Raw genomic sequence first — 15,155 nt, forward strand, 5'->3', positions numbered from 1 at the left:
CACCCGCACAAAAATCGACCTGACAAAATGAAACCACACTCCGTCCCCTTCCTGGTGTTACTGCTGTCTTCCGTTCCGTTGTGCGCGGAATATCGTATCGGGGAAAAAGAAATCCCCTCCGTTAAAATTCACTCCGATGCCGCCGACTTTGCGGTTCATCCAAGCCACCCGCGCCTGTTCTTTCGCGACACTGATATTCCGACAATCCGGACGCGTATCGCCGGGGAATATCAAACCGAGTGGCGCCAGATGCTGCATCATCTGGAGGAGGTTGGATTGTCACAGCGCCCGGGTAAATTCGCGGTGCATCCCCATTTGAAGAGTTGGGAGATTGTCCGCAACATCGCGTTTGTCGCCGCCGTGACGGGGGAGGAGCGTTATATCAAATGGTCGAAAGAATGGGCCGCCATCATGGCGGATGCGGGTCCGGTCGGAAATGACACCGAATTTCGAGGACGCTTGCAGTGCCTGGCCATTGCTTACGACTGGCTTTTCCCGTGGCTGTCCGCCGATGAAAAACAGGCGCTGGAAAAGGCAATCCTCGCGCACATCGACAGATCGTGGTATTTCGCCACGCAGAGCACCAACTATGTGGGCGGGCATTCGCGGTGGGGGAATTTTGCGCTTACGGCGGGTTTGCTCGCGCTGGTGACGGAACACCCGGAACTGCGCGAAAAGCTGCTGCTTCTGCGCCGGCACTGGCTGGAGGGGTATTTTCCCGCCCAAGGCTGGATCGCCCGGGACGGCGGTTATCACATGGGGTGGTCTTACAGCGCCGCCTACCTGACGGCGAGCATCCACTACGTGTGGTCCACGGCGACAAACGAAAGCGTCTTCTTTCCCTGGCAGGCGAAGATTCCCTGGTTCTGGATCTACGGGCGGCAGGGGGATGGAACCTACGCGAATACCGGCGATGCCTACACGGTCACCGATGATCTCAACGCCTATCAATCCGATCTGCTCATACTCGCAGCCGGCGTGCTGAAAGAGCCGCGGGCGGCGTGGGCGCTGAAAGACCGGACCAATCGTTTCGCAGATATCCTTTATCAGGACAAAAGCGTGCGTCCGCTGGCGCCTGACGATCCCGCCGCTCCGCTTGAATTAAGCCGGCACTTTCGCAATGCCGGCGTCGTGATCGCACGCGATCGCTGGGACGGGAAGACCACGTTGCTGAACTTCGCATCGACACCGTTTTTCGCGACCAATCACCTGCATCGCGACGCGAACGCATTCACCCTGCACTACCGGGGATCGCTTGCAGTCGACTCCGGCATCTACGATGAGGGCGGCAAAAACGCGGGTGGCTACGGCGGCACGCATTGGCGGAATTATTTCACCCGCACGATTGCTCACAATGCCATCACTGTATTTGACCCGGCGCAAAAGATGTTCGTTCTCGATGAACCGGCTTCGAATGACGGCGGCCAGGTCTTTCGCCAGGAGCCGACAAAACTTGCCGATATTCAACCGGGGGGGCATGCGCATTTGGACGGTATCGTCCACTACGTCGCGACGGATGATTATACCTACGCGGTGGGTGATGCCACCAAGGCCTATGATGCGGAGCGCGTGCGACTGGCGCAGCGCGAAATCGTCTATCTTCGCGCCGCCGCCCGCGGGCATCCCGTCGTGGTCGTCTATGACCGGGTGGAAAGCGTGAAGGCGGAATTCCAGAAGCGTTTTCTGCTCCACACCATCAATAAGCCGGTGGTCCGGGGAAACCTTGCGGTGGCCGAGAACCAGGGCGGCCGGCTCTCCTGCCTGACCTTGCTGCCGGAGAAAGCGGGGCTCGCGCTGATCGGCGGCCCCGGCAAGGAAGCCTGGGTGGACGGGAAAAATTATCCCTGGGACGAGACTGCGAAAAAACGCCGTTCGCGCGAATTGGCGCAGTGGCGGCTGGAAGTTTCCCCGCGCGAGGCGCGCTTGCGTGACGATTTCCTGCACGTGCTTTTCGTTGACGATGCCGGCGCGCCAGTCATCGACGCGAAGGAGGCCGCGCTCGTGCAGTCTGGCGACAATGCCGGCGTGGAAGTCGCGGGCTGGAGAATCCTCTTTTCGCGCGATCCCGGGCGCCAGGCACGCATTGAGCGCCTTCGCTGAGAGATTTGCCATGAGAAGTTTGTCGAACCAGATTCTCTTTATCGTCACACTTTCCGCGCTCCGGGCCGGGGACATGCCGCAATCATTCCATCCGCCCTATCCGCCGAGTCCGGTGATCGCGGGGCTGGCATTCGATGATCGCGCCGCGCGGATTGAGGCACCGGGCAGCGACATCTGGCCGGTTACGTGGGCGGACGACGGCAATCTCTACACGGCGTGGGGCGACGGCGGCGGATTCGGCGGCAACAATGAGGCCGGACGCGTTTCACTGGGCATTGCGATCATCCGCGGCACGCGCACCGACTATCGCGGATTCAATCTCGCGGGCGGCGTGGATGCGCCGCATCCCGCGCCCTTCACGGGCAAAAGCGAAGGCATCCTCGCCGTCGGTCCGAAACTTTACCTGTGCCGGGACGGCGATGGATCGAGCCCGGGATATTTCAAGTTTGTCGAACTTTACCGCTCGGACGACCACGGCGCCAGCTGGCGAAAAACCGGCGTGCGTTTCAGCAAAAACGAAGGCGATTTTCCGGCCAATGATGCCGGAATTTTTGCCCCGGCGTTTTGTCAGTTTGGGCAGGCTTATGCGGGCGCGCGCGATCAGTTCATCTATATCTACGCTCCCGACAGCATTGACCCGGGCCACTGGCGCGTGCGTCTCCCGGGGCGCATCAATTTGCTGCGCGTCGCACAGGATGCGGTGGAGCAAAAGGACGCTTATGAATTTTTTGCCGGCATGGATGCGCAGGGACAGCCAACGTGGGCGCGCGATTCCGCATGCCGCCGGCCCATATGGCAGGATGCCGCCCAGGGCACGCATCGCATCGCGGTCAGCTACAATCCCGGACTGAAACGGTATCTCCTCACCACGATCACCATCGACCGCTCCGGGTGGATGAGTCTCTACGATGCGCCGGAGCCATGGGGGCCGTGGACGCATGTGCAAACGGAGCATAATCCCGAACGGTGGGGCCGGCTCACCATTATTTTCAGCTTTGTAAACAAATGGCTGAGCGCCGATGGCCGCGACTTTGTAATAGTGCATACGCGCAACGACCACTGGGCCAGCATTCCCGGACGTTTCGTGCTCGCGGGCGAAAGTCTGCGGCAGACGATGCCGGTGGAATTTCTTCCGGATGCCAAATGACGGCAGCCCGCCAGTATCCCGTGCTCTTTATAATTTATCCAACCCATGAAAACACTCCGTCCTCGCCTCTTGCTCTTTCTGGTCGCCCTCGCGGCTGTCTTTTCCTTGTCGAACACAGGCGGGGCGCTTCCGGTTTTTCCCAGCGCGGTTGGTTTTGGCACCGATACGCCCGCCGGACGCAAGGGCCGAATCGTCCGCGTCACCAATCTGCTCGACGATGACAAAAAACCGCCCGCTGGCTCGTTTCGCCACGCGGTGGAAAAAGTCACCGGGCCGCGCGTGGTCATCTTCGACGTGTCCGGCGTGATAGATCTGAAAAGGGATATCATCATCCGGGACGACGGGCACGGGAAACACGGCCATCTCACCATCGCCGGCCAGACGGCGCCATTTCCGGGCATCACGCTCAAGGGCGCGGGCATCGACATCTCTTCCCATGATATTTTGATCCAGCACATCGCAATTCGTCCGGGCGACAAACTTCCGCCCGTCGATAATCGGGATTGTATAAAAATAGGCGCGCCAAAGGACCACGCTGCTCGCAATATAGTAATAGATCATGTTTCCTGCAGCTGGGCGGTTGACGAGACCGTGTCCACTTGGAGCGACCGGGGCAGGGTGCATGATGTCACATTTTCAAACTGTATTTTCAGCGAGCCTGTCATTAACGGCGGGCACAGCAAGGGCTCGCATCCCTACGGCCCCTTGGTGGGGCGCAACTCAAACAACGTCACCCTGGTCGGCAATATCATGGCCTTCACTTGGGCGCGCAATCCCCTGGCCCGCGACAAAGGAGCGGGAGCGCAAATCGTGAACAACCTCGTTTACCGCCCGGGCATCTGGTCGAACTGCGCGATTTACATCGGCGACCTCCCGCAGGATCCACGCCCGGTCTCGGTCGTTGGCAACGTCGTGGTCCGCCATCCGGTGCCGTTCACCATCTCCAGGTCCGAGGAGGGGAAACCGCGAGCCGCGCGCACCCACACGAAGGAAGATTACCGCGACACCGCCATTTATGTACACAAGGGCGTTTCCCCGCCGCCGGAACTTTTTCTGCGTGACAACCGCTTGTTTAATCCGGTGGATGGAAAATGGCTGCCGGAAGACGGCGACCCGTGGAACACCGGTATTTTCCGCGACAGTCCCGAAAACCCGGTGACGAAGCTCAAGGCCGATCCGTATGCAAACTCGGGCGGGACAAGCTGGACGCCGTTGCCATCCACGGAGGTGGAAGCCCGCCTGCTGGCCGCGGCGGGCAAGCACCCGGCGAAACGCGACGCGCTCGACGCGGCGCTTGTTGAAAAAATCAGGAATCGCCAGGGCAGTTTCCTGGAGGACTTGCCAATGGACGCATGGGACATCGTGGACATCCGAGCGACGCGCGTCCTTGCGCCGCCGCCCGACCCGAATGGCGACCCGGACGGAAATGGCTATACAAACCTCGAAGAATGGCTCCATCGGCGGGCGGCGGAGGTGGAGGGACGTTCCCATGACAATTGATCGTTTTGCCAATTCTTCGTTTTTCGCAGCCTGCATAGTTTATCCATCGTTTCCATGACCAGCCTTCATTTTTTGGATTACCTTATCATCGGTGCCTATTTGGTGCTTATGCTTGTTCTGGGCCGCGTGGCGGGACGCCATGCCAGCAAGGGCGAGGAGGGTTTCTTTCTCGCGGGGAGAAAACTTGGGAAATTCTACCAGTTGTTTTTGAATTTTGGCAATTCCACCGATGCCAACAATGCGGTCAGCACGGTCAGCCTGGTCTATCAACAGGGTGTGTCCGCGGCCTGGCTCGCGTTCCAGATGGTTTTTATGAACCCGTATTTCTGGTTCATGAATGTCTGGTTTCGCCGGGTGAGGTTGATCACGATGGCGGACTTGTTTGAGGACCGGCTGGGCAGCCGCAGCCTCGCCCGGCTGTATGCCGTGTTTCAGATTTTGGCCGCGGTGGTGGTCACCATCGGATTTGGCAACCTGGTCACTTACAAGATTTGCACCGCCATCGTGGTGAAACCGGAGGCGGCGTGGACCGTGGCCGAGCGCGCGTCCGTCGAAGGCTACCATCAATGGCGCGAACTGGAGAACCGGGCCTCCAGCCTGACTCCTGCCGAGGCGGGCGAGCTTGACGTGTTGCGCGAACGCGTGGCGCGGGGCGAGCTGAGCCATTCCGTCAGCCCGATAAACCCCTTCCTCTTCTACCTTGTTTATACGCTTATCGTCGGCGGCTATATCATCCTTGGCGGGATGGCGGCCACGGCGCTCAACGAGATTGTGCAGTGCTTTCTGATAGTAAGTTTTTCGCTGATGCTGCTGCCTGTCGGCCTCCATGCCATCGGCGGCTTTTCCGCCTTGGGGGAAAGAGTGCCGGAGGCATTTTTTGACCTGTTTGGCAACTTGGGCAGTCAGGTGACAACACTCACGATTCTCGCCGTCTTCGCGGTTTCCTGGGTCCAAATCACAGGCATCATGGGCAACATGAGCATTGGCGGATCGGCGCGCGACGAGTATGCGGCCCGCTTCGGCGCCGTGGCCGGCACCTATTCGAAACGGCTGATGGTTATTCTATGGGCCTTTTGCGGCTTGGTGGCGGTCGCGCTTTATTGCGGCCCGGCGGCACTGTCCGATCCCGACATGGCATGGGGAATGATGTCGCGGCAGCTCCTCGGCCCCGGCTTGCTCGGCCTCATGCTGACCGGCGTGATGGCGGCCAACATGTCCTCGGTGGCCGCGCAGACGATGTCCATCTCCGCGCTGTTCGTGCGGACGATTTATCTGCCTTTGCGCCCGGGCGCGACGGGGGCAAGGCTGGTCACTGTCGGGCGCTGGGCCATCGCCTGCATTCTCGGGCTTGGCATTTTCGTGGCCATGGCGATGAACAATATTTTCACCGTCTTCCAACTCGTGCTGACGGTGAATGTGCCCTTCGGCGCCGCCGTCTTCATGATGCTCTTCTGGCGGCGCCTGACCGTGCCGGCGGTATGGTGCGCGGTCCTGATTTCCGCCACGGTCAACCTCGTCGCGCCGCTGGCCCTGGCGAGAATCGACGCCGTCCGCCACCATCCCGCGCTGACGGTGCGGGTCGAAAACGCCGCGGGTGGCAGCAACCCCGTGTATTTCGACACCGTGGTGAGGCAGCGCCCGGATGATCCCGCGAGTCTGCTGGAAGGCCGGGAACGTTTCCATATGGAATTATATTTGCTGAATCTGGCAGGCGTGCCGGTCGAAAAAATGTCACCCGGCCACCGGTTCGCGGCACGGATGTTTTTCGACGCGCTCACTCCCTTCGTTTTGTTATTGGGCATAAGCCTGCTGACCCGCGCGCCGGAGAAACGGCGGGTTGATTTATTCTACGGAAAAATGAAGACCCCCGTGGATGCGACACCGGACCTGGATGCGCGGGAGATGGAGGAGACACTGAGGAATCCCGCCCGCTTCGATCACACCAAGCTCTTTCCAAATTCGTCCTGGGAGTTTACGAAATGGAACCGGATCGATGCGCTCGGGTTCCTCTTTTGCTGCGCCTTCTCCGGCGCGTTGATCTTGCTGTTTTGGGGATTGGTGCGGCTGGTGGCTCCCTGAGCGCGGCATCCCTTGGAATTTCAGAATAGTTATTATATAAACCGACTGATTATAATTCCCCATGACCGCCTTGTTTCGCCTTTGGCAACTCATCGTTTTGGCGCTTTCGGGCTCGTGCTGCGTGCTGGCAGCGCAGGTGATCGAGATCGACGGACGGGCGTGGCGCGCGACGGAAATCGCCCGCGAAAAATTTGCCGACGCGACTTGGCGCGAACGCTGGGTCGTTGAAGGGAATGCCGCGTTGGAGGCCCGCAACGGGCGGCTCCATGCCGTCACGGGCCAGCCGCCAGCCTCGAATCAGTCGGCGACCCTCTGGTGGCGGGAGCCGCTGCCGGCAAATGTGCTGGTCGAGATGACCGCGGGCGCCGCGCCAGTCGGAGGAGAGGCGAACGCCGCGAATCTCAACCTGTTTTTCCATGCCCGCGAGCTTGACGGCGCACCTTATCATTTCGGGCGTTCCGGCGATTATCCGGAATATCACCGCATCCCGAACTATATCATCACGCTCACTGGCGGGTTCCAGCCGGGATGGTCGCGGGTGCGGCGAAATCCGGGCTTCGCCATGCTGGCCGAGGAGCCGTCGACCCGATCGGAGCCGGGGCAGACCTACCGCATCCGCACGCTCATTGCCGGCGGGCGGATTCGTTACTGGCTCGACAACCGCCTGGTGCATGACACACGCGATCCCGAGCCTCTGCCTGGCGGGCACTTTGCCCTGCGCACCTGGCGGTCGCAAGTCTGGTGGTCTGACATCCGCATCTCGTCGCTCAGTCCCGAGCCGGCGGACGCGTCGGGCAAGTGCGCTGTCGCCTCGCGGCGGAAAAAGATGTGATGACCGCCACTCCCCTCGATCCGGCGCTCAAGCCGGCGGCATGACCGCATGTTCCGCATGAATTCTGTTCTCCCATGAAATCCTATTGTTTCCCGCGTAATTTTATTTGGGGTGTCGCCGCCGCCGCTCCGCAAATCGAAGGCGCAGCCCGCGAGGATGGCAAGGGCGAGTCCATCTGGGATCGTTTCGCCCGATTGCCTGGCAAAGTCGCCAACGGCGACACGCCCGACATCGCTTGCGATCATTACCACCGTTACCGGGAGGACTTCGCGCTCATGCGCCGTCTCGGCGTGAAAAACTACCGGCTCTCGCTGGCGTGGCCGCGCCTGCATCCCGATGGGGGACGGGACATCAACCAGAAGGGCATCGATTTCTATCGCCGCCTCTTCGACTCGATGGAACGCAACGGCATCACGCCCTGGGTGACATTCTACCACTGGGACTTGCCCCAGGCGCTGGAGGACGCGGGCGGCTGGCGCGTGCGCGCGACGGCGGAGGCGTTCGCCCGTTATTGCGCGACGGCCGCGCGCGCCTTTCGCGATCATGTCCGCAACTGGATCACGCTGAATGAAATTCCCACCTTCATCGGCAACGGATACCGTGTCGGCATGCACGCGCCCGGCGCGCGGGAACCCGGCCGCGTGCTCAACCAGGCGTTTCACCACACGCTGCTCGCGCACGGATATGCGGTGAGCGCCGTCCGCGAACACGGCGGGCGCGGCTCGCGCGTCGGGCTCACGCAGGACCTGAGCGTTTCGGTGCCGGTCACGGAGACCCCGCGCGATATCGTCGCCGCGCGCGCCGAACTGGCCTTGCGCAACGAGCATCTGCTCGCGCCGGTTTTTCACGGGCGCTATCCGGCGGGTTATCTTCGCCGCTGCGGAAAAGATCGTCCGGAAGTCAAAGCGGGTGACATGAAATTGATTTCGCAGCCGACCGATTTTCTCGGGTTGAACATCTACAGCGGCCATTTCGTGCGGGCAAAGGCAGGCCGCGGGCGGGAAGTGCTGGCGTTCCCGCCCCGGTATCCCGAGGCGAGCTTCGAGTGGCTCAAAATCGTGCCGCAATCGATCTATTGGGCGATCCGGCATTGCCATGAACTCTACCATCCGCGCGCGTTTTATATCACGGAGAATGGCGCGAGTTTTCCCGATCCGCCGGCGGCGGACGGGGAAATCGTCGATCTGCACCGCCGCGATTTTGTGCGCAACTACCTTGTCAATGTGCATCGCGCCGTGGGCGAGGGATTGCCCTGCCGCGGTTATTTTCTCTGGTCGTTTCTCGACAACTACGAATGGGCCGCGGGCTATGGCGAGCGTTTCGGAATCGTGCATGTTGACTACGCCACACAGAAACGCACGCCGAAGCTCAGCGCCCGCTGGTATGCGGAGGTGATGCGCCGCAATCAAATCGTGTGACCACTGATGTCGCGTGCGGCGGCGCTTGGCTGACACCACTTCGGTCGCACCCGTGGAAGGACAGTTCATAAAAATTTATCCCGCAAAATCAAATGCGCATTTGATTTTTTTGAAATCTCTTGTTCTTTCTCTGAAAAACACTGGAGAAAATGCGCCGTGGACGAACTTCTCCCAACAATTTACATTCACTTCTTTCCTTCTCGATGAACCGCCCGGCCCGCATTCCCTGCCATGACAAAGCTCGTGTCCACGGGGGCGGGTATTCGTCGAACGGGCGTCGTCCGGCGGTCCTTGCGGTTTTGGGTCTGCTTGCCTTGTTGCCGCAGGCCGGCTTGACGGTGGCCGCTCCGCCTTATCCGCCAAGCCCGATGATTATGGATATTGAGCTGGACTGGTCCACGCATCGCCGCGAGGCGCAGGGCAGCGATAATTTCCAGCTCACTTGGGCGGACGATGACAATCTCTACGGCGCATGGGGCGATGGAGGCGGGTTCGGCGGCGCAAACGACGACGGGAGGGATTCCCTCGGCTTCGCGCGGATCGAGGGCGGGTGGAATACTTATCGCGGCTACAACGTCTGGGGCGGGAAGAACGCGGAGAATCCCCCGCAGTTTCCGGGCAAGAGCTGGGGGACGATCTGCGTGGGGGGCGTGCTTTATTCCTGGATTGTTCCCGACAATCCCGACGCCGCGGGTTCCGGGGACGGTTTCCGCTTCACGGATGATCCGGCGGTCGCGTGGCCGCGCGATCATTATCGCTACGTCCACCTCGCGCGGTCCAAGGATCACGGGGCGACTTGGGAACGCGCGCCGTGGCGTTGGTGGCGCGAGGACAATCTGATCGTCGCCACTTTCCTCAACCATGGCCGCGACGACGACGGGGCACGGGACGAGTTTGTTTATTCATATTTCCTCCGCCCCGAACGGACCGACGTCACCCAGTCGGAATTCAAGCTGAACGTGCACAAGCCCGGCGCACTGTTTCTCGCCCGCGTGCATCGCGATCATATTTTCGCGGGTCGCGATGCCTACGAGTGGTTCGGCGGCGTGGTGAAAGGCAAACCCGCCTGGGGGCCGCTTGCCTCCAAACAGCCGGTGTTCGAAAATCCCGAGGGCACGGGGTGGTGCGTGAGCGCGATCCATAACCGTGCGCTCGGCCGCTATTTTCTGGCGACGGAGCATGGCGTCAGCGAACGCGGTTCGCTCGGGCTCTACGACGCGCCCGCGCCGTGGGGGCCATGGACAACGGTGAAATACTGGACGGCGGCGCACCCCTTTGGCCAAACCCGCCCCGGCAGCGCGCTGGAATGGAAGGACAACATTTTCTTTTTCTCCTTCGTGCCGAAATGGTGGGGCGCGGACGGACGTGAGTTCACCCTGCTTTTCACCGGCGCAGGCAAGGGGCAGGACAACGATTCGCTCAACACCGTCCGGGGACGTTTCATCATGCGCAAGCCTCCCGCGCCTCCGCCGCCGGAGAAAACGCCGGACGGACCGGCTGGCCCGTGAAACCGGTATCCCAATATGGATACATACCGGCCGGCGTTTTCGTCCGATTCCGCGTCCCTCCCGCCTCATGTTAATACTCCGAAATATGAACACCACTGCCACCCGCAGCCCTGGGCTCCGCCGTCTGGCGGCATGCCTCGCCCTTGCGTCCATTTTTGCCCATACGCCACTTTTTTCCGCGCTTCCGGACGACTGGCCCGTGGCCAGGCCGGAAGATTACGGCATGCGTTCCGCCCGGCTCGACGCGCTCTGGAACAACCTGGAGTCCTGCAATACCACCGTCCTGCTGGTCATCAGCCACGACCACGTCGTTTATGAGCGCTACGCGCAAGGATACGGACGCCACACGCCGCACTACACGGCCTCGCTGGCCAAGGCGCTCGTGGGCGGAGTCTCGCTGATGCTCGCGATGGACGACGGCCTCATCCGCCCGGACGACCCGGCCAGTCGTTTCGTGCCGGCTTGGCGCGATGACGAAAAAAAACGTGACATCACTGTCGCCCAACTCGCCACGCACACCTCGGGCATCGCCGATGCCAACCTCGATGGCGTGCCGCACCGGCTCCTGCCCGGCTGGCAGGGCGAGTTTTGGAAACGGCTGCCCGCGCCGCTCGATCCCTTCACCTTGGCGCGTGATGCCGCGTCCGTGCTGGACAGGCCCGGCACGACGGCGCGGTATAGCAATCCGGGGTTCGCGATGTTTGGCTACTGTGTCACCGCCAGCCTGCGAGGCGCGAAGCATCCCGATTTGCGCTCGCTTTTGCGCGAACGCGTATTGCGCCCCCTCGGCATACCGGACGGCGAGTCCTCGATCGGCTACGAGGAAACGACCACCGTCGATGGCCTGCCGCTCGTCGGCAACTGGGGCGGCGGTAATTTCAGCCCCGACGCCAGCGCCCGCGTCGGGCGCCTGCTGCTGCGCCAGGGTGACTGGCAGGGCCGGCAACTCATCTCGCCGGCTACGGTGAAGGCGGCCACCACGCACGCCGGTTTGCCCAACCACTCCGGTCTTGGCTGGTGGGTGAACCGCCGCGCCGACGGCAAACGCTTCTGGCCGGCGGCGCCGGACGACGCTTTTTGGGGATTTGGCGCAGGCGGACAACTCCTGCTCGTAATCCCCAGCCTCGATTTGATTATCGTGCGCAACGGGGGGCCCATCGAAAAGGAGGAGGACCAGGTTCCTGTTGTCGGGCGGCGTGTCGTGGCTCCGTTGATGGAGGCCTTCGAGCCGCTGGCAAAAGCCCCGTATCCCCCCAGTCCGGTCATCGCGCGAATCGAATGGAGTCCAAGGGAAACGATTGTCCGCAAAGCCGAGGGTTGCGACAACTGGCCGCTGACTTGGGCGGACGACGATGCCATGTATTCGGCTTATGGTGACGGCAACGGTTTCGCCCCGTATCTCCCGGAAAAGCTCAGTCTGGGGCTCGTGAAAGTGACCGGCGGCCCGGAGGGGTTTATCGGTGAAAACATCCGGGCCGCGGCGGGCGAACAGCGCGGAGACGACCGGCATGGGAAAAAGGCGAGCGGCATGCTCATGGTGGACGGCGTGCTCTACATGCTGTTGCGCAACGCGGACAACGCCCGGCTCGCCTGGTCAACCGACCACGCGAAGACATGGACGGAGTGTGACTGGCGTTTCACGGAAAGTTTCGGTTGTCCGGCATTTCTTAATTTCGGGCGCAACTACGCCGGCGCGCGCGATGATTATGTCTATATTTACTCGCCCGATACAGGCAGCGCCTATGCGCGCGCGGACCAGGTCGTGCTTGCCCGTGTGCCCAAGGACCGGATGCGCGATCGCTCCGCCTATGATTTTTTTGTGCGCATCGACACCGAAGGTGCGCCGATATGGTCCGCGGATATTGCCGAGCGCGGTCCGGTGTTTCGCAATCCAAACGCGTGTTACCGGCTGCATGTCACCTATAATCCCGGGCAGGGGCGTTATCTCCTCACCATGACAGGATCAGGAAAAGACCCTCGGTTTGGCGGCGGTTTCGGGGTTTATGACGCGCCCGAGCCATGGGGGCCGTGGACGACGGCGTTTTTCACCGATGTGTGGGATGTCGGCCCGGGGGAATCGAGCAGTTTTCCCTCCAAGTGGCTCAGTTCGGACGGGAAAGCCGGCTGGCTGGTATTTTCCGGGGACGACTGCTTTTCGGTCCGAAAAGCCGGTTTTATCCTGCATGATAAAGCGAAACATGGCAGGCTGCACTGAGTCGCCCGCGAATTAATCTAGCGACGGGGTGCATGCGGGCATTTAATTTTTCAAAGTCATGATAAAACGAGCGCCGCGGATCGAACGCGAAATCTCAGATGACGGCATTCATTCCATGCATGGCAGATATATGCGCGTGTTTTCCTCCCTTGGCTGTCCTGGTCTCTCTCTCAAGGAAACGCTTGCGCTGGCCGCGCGCCATCGGATCGAGGGGGTGGAATTGCGCGCGCTGGGCGGCACCTTGGATTTGCCCGCGTATTTTCGCCGTGAGTTTGGCGAACCTGCCGCGCTGGCGGATTTCGTCGCGACCCAGGCGGTGCGCGTCGTGGGACTCGACTCGTCATTGCGGTTGGTCGGGCGCGATGAAGCCCGTGCCCGTGATGAATTTCTCACATTCATTCCATGGGCTGAGGCATTGGGCGGGGTCTGGCTGCGGGTGTTTGACGGCGGCAAGAGCATGGATGGCCGGGAGCTTGGGCAGGCGGTCGATACGATTGCCTGGTGGCGCCGCCAACAGGCCGAAAACGGATGGCGTTCCGGCATCATGGTGGAAACACACGACTCCTTGCTGACTGTTTCCGCGTTGCGCCGTTTTCTGGATGCCGTTCCGCAAGATACCGCCCTTCTCTGGGACACGCATCATACGTGGAAGGGTGGGGGAGAGGAACCGGAGCAGACATGGAGCGTCATCTATAACAATGTCTCGTACATTCATGTGAAGGATAGCGTGGCAAAAACAACATCTCGCGCGGATTATTCTTACGTGCCGCCTGGCTCCGGAACGTATCCGATGGCGCGGTTGCTGGAGATACTAAGACGGGAGCGTTATGCCGGCGTGCTCAGTCTCGAATGGGAAAAACAATGGCATCCCGAATTGCCCTCGCTGGACGAGGCGCTTGTTTCCGCTGAAAAAACGCAATGGTGGTGATAGTTCCAGCGGCAAGAATGAAGGGGCGGGCAATAGTAATGGATGGCGCGGAGTATTTCTTGGATTATAAAATCGACTGCAATGCCCCCATAATTTAGTAACTGCCAAGTTACCATTGACGGCTGGATGGAATGATTTCAGCGTTTGCGGATCATGAATGGTTTTGGATACGTTGAGCGTTTCCCCGCGTCACTGGTGGAGTTGTTGTGCGAATTTGTGAAACGTCCGAGCGTATCGCCCGAGGGCGAGGCGGGTGGATCGGAGCCGGGCGAACGGGCGATGGCGGATTACCTGGCCGGACTGTTGCGCGGGCTCGGCGGCGAGGTGTCGGTGGTGGAGGTGCAGCCCGGGCGTCCCAATGTGGTGGGACGGTTTCCTGCGGGCACGATGCCGGACGATAACGCGGCGCCGGTCATCGCACTGGTGCCCCATCTGGATACGGTGGGCGTGGGAGGGATGACCATACCGCCGTTCGCCCCCGCGGTTCGCGGCGGAAAGATTTTTGGCCGCGGCGCCACGGATACCAAGGGACCGATGGCGGCGGCATTGTGGGCGCTGGCACGGTGGTTGCGAAGTCCCGCGGCGGGGCATTCCCGGGTGACATGGGTGTTTGCGGCGACGATGGGCGAGGAGGAGATGAGCACGGGGGCGGCGGCCTTGTGCAAGGCGGGGTTTCGCGCGAATTTTGCGGTGGTGCTGGAGCCGACTGATCTGCGGATCGTGCGGGCGGAAAAAGGCGTGCTGCGTGTTTGGGTGGAGGCGGCGGGGCGGGCATGCCACGGTGCGACACCGGAACGCGGAGACAATGCGGTTTACAAGTTGCTGCCGTTTTTGCGCGCATGTCAGGAGGAACTGGCGCCGGCGCTGGCGGCAGCCCGGCATCCGGATCTCGGCGGGGCGTCGCTCAATGTCGGCGTGGTGCGGGGAGGCAACGAATTGAACATCGTTCCGGATGCGTGCCGGGCCGGGCTTGATATCCGCACGCACCCGGGAATGCCAAATGCCGAGATCCTTGCGCGCGTGCGCGCCGCGGTGGCTGCAAGTGAGATGGGCGGGGGAAAAGGCCCCGGGAGCAGCCTGAGCGTGCGGGTGCATCGTGACGGTCCGCCGTTCGTGCTGGCGGAGAACCATCCGTGGGTGCGACGCCTGGCGGTGCATGCGAAGGGCGTCGAGGTGGCTCCGTGGTTTTCCGATGCAAACGTGCTCAATGCCAACGGCACGCCCGCAGTCGCTTTTGGCCCGGGGGCAATCGCACAGGCCCACACAAAAGACGAATTTATCGAAAGCGCCGCGCTGGAGGAGGGGGCGCGCGTGCTGGAGGAATTCATCGATAGTATTTCAAGACAGTGATGCCATCCGTTTTAGTATGGCCCAACGCAGTAACACTGCTGCCTTGAATCTTTCATCCAAGAAGGCGCTGGGAATAGG

General features: G+C 61.3%; 11 protein-coding genes. All 11 read left to right on the forward strand.

What is annotated here, in order from left to right; genetic code table 11:
* The first annotated feature begins 27 nt into the window (after positions 1-27).
* The 11 genes from OH491_RS01955 (at position 28) to OH491_RS02005 (ending at position 15,077) form a co-directional block, all read left to right on the forward strand.
* A complete protein-coding gene (locus OH491_RS01955; RefSeq protein WP_084441990.1) occupies positions 28-2,100 on the forward strand; it encodes a heparinase II/III domain-containing protein in 2,073 nt (690 codons plus the stop codon).
* Between the two features lie 10 nt (positions 2,101-2,110).
* Positions 2,111-3,247 (forward strand): DUF4185 domain-containing protein, encoded by a 1,137-nt coding sequence (locus OH491_RS01960; RefSeq protein ID WP_334319181.1) that lies wholly within the window; start codon positions 2,111-2,113, stop codon positions 3,245-3,247.
* A gap of 45 nt (positions 3,248-3,292) precedes the next feature.
* The gene (locus OH491_RS01965; protein WP_068769574.1) at positions 3,293-4,747 is read left to right on the forward strand and encodes a hypothetical protein; all 1,455 of its coding nucleotides are present in this window, start codon (positions 3,293-3,295) and stop codon (positions 4,745-4,747) included.
* 54 nt (positions 4,748-4,801) lie between these two features.
* Positions 4,802-6,826 carry a sodium:solute symporter family protein gene (locus OH491_RS01970; RefSeq protein WP_068769573.1) on the forward strand — a complete coding sequence of 675 codons (2,025 nt, stop codon included), beginning with the start codon at positions 4,802-4,804 and terminating at the stop codon, positions 6,824-6,826.
* A gap of 61 nt (positions 6,827-6,887) precedes the next feature.
* Positions 6,888-7,658 carry a DUF6250 domain-containing protein gene (locus tag OH491_RS01975; RefSeq protein ID WP_068769572.1) on the forward strand — a complete coding sequence of 257 codons (771 nt, stop codon included), beginning with the start codon at positions 6,888-6,890 and terminating at the stop codon, positions 7,656-7,658.
* Between the two features lie 74 nt (positions 7,659-7,732).
* Positions 7,733-9,076, forward strand: coding sequence for a GH1 family beta-glucosidase (locus tag OH491_RS01980; protein WP_068769571.1), 1,344 nt, complete (start codon positions 7,733-7,735; stop codon positions 9,074-9,076).
* A 25-nt stretch (positions 9,077-9,101) separates the two neighbouring features.
* On the forward strand, positions 9,102-9,311 hold the full coding sequence (locus OH491_RS01985) for a hypothetical protein (protein ID WP_334319180.1): 210 nt from the start codon (positions 9,102-9,104) through the stop codon (positions 9,309-9,311).
* Positions 9,312-9,444: 133 nt separating this feature from the next.
* Entirely contained in the window at positions 9,445-10,584 is a 1,140-nt protein-coding gene (locus OH491_RS01990) for a hypothetical protein (RefSeq protein WP_334319179.1), read from the forward strand.
* Between the two features lie 85 nt (positions 10,585-10,669).
* Positions 10,670-12,799, forward strand: coding sequence for a serine hydrolase (locus OH491_RS01995; RefSeq protein ID WP_068769569.1), 2,130 nt, complete (start codon positions 10,670-10,672; stop codon positions 12,797-12,799).
* Positions 12,800-12,857: 58 nt separating this feature from the next.
* The gene (locus tag OH491_RS02000; RefSeq protein WP_334319178.1) at positions 12,858-13,727 is read left to right on the forward strand and encodes a sugar phosphate isomerase/epimerase family protein; all 870 of its coding nucleotides are present in this window, start codon (positions 12,858-12,860) and stop codon (positions 13,725-13,727) included.
* Between the two features lie 216 nt (positions 13,728-13,943).
* A complete protein-coding gene (locus tag OH491_RS02005) occupies positions 13,944-15,077 on the forward strand; it encodes a M20 family metallopeptidase (protein WP_334319177.1) in 1,134 nt (377 codons plus the stop codon).
* Positions 15,078-15,155 lie beyond the last annotated feature (78 nt).

The organism is Termitidicoccus mucosus, from assembly GCF_038725785.1.
Taxonomy (GTDB): Bacteria; Verrucomicrobiota; Verrucomicrobiia; order Opitutales; family Opitutaceae; genus Termitidicoccus; species Termitidicoccus mucosus.

What these genes read in the sequence shown, in the direction of transcription:
- OH491_RS01955 (WP_084441990.1), top strand. Translation starts at nt 28, where the DNA reads ATGAAACCACACTCCGTCCCCTTCCTGGTGTTACTGCTGTCTTCCGTT.
- OH491_RS01965 (WP_068769574.1), top strand. Translation starts at nt 3,293, where the DNA reads ATGAAAACACTCCGTCCTCGCCTCTTGCTCTTTCTGGTCGCCCTCGCG.
- OH491_RS02000 (WP_334319178.1), top strand. Translation starts at nt 12,858, where the DNA reads ATGATAAAACGAGCGCCGCGGATCGAACGCGAAATCTCAGATGACGGC.
- OH491_RS01990 (WP_334319179.1), top strand. Translation starts at nt 9,445, where the DNA reads ATGATTATGGATATTGAGCTGGACTGGTCCACGCATCGCCGCGAGGCG.
- OH491_RS01960 (WP_334319181.1), top strand. Translation starts at nt 2,111, where the DNA reads ATGAGAAGTTTGTCGAACCAGATTCTCTTTATCGTCACACTTTCCGCG.
- OH491_RS01970 (WP_068769573.1), top strand. Translation starts at nt 4,802, where the DNA reads ATGACCAGCCTTCATTTTTTGGATTACCTTATCATCGGTGCCTATTTG.
- OH491_RS01980 (WP_068769571.1), top strand. Translation starts at nt 7,733, where the DNA reads ATGAAATCCTATTGTTTCCCGCGTAATTTTATTTGGGGTGTCGCCGCC.
- OH491_RS01975 (WP_068769572.1), top strand. Translation starts at nt 6,888, where the DNA reads ATGACCGCCTTGTTTCGCCTTTGGCAACTCATCGTTTTGGCGCTTTCG.
- OH491_RS01995 (WP_068769569.1), top strand. Translation starts at nt 10,670, where the DNA reads ATGAACACCACTGCCACCCGCAGCCCTGGGCTCCGCCGTCTGGCGGCA.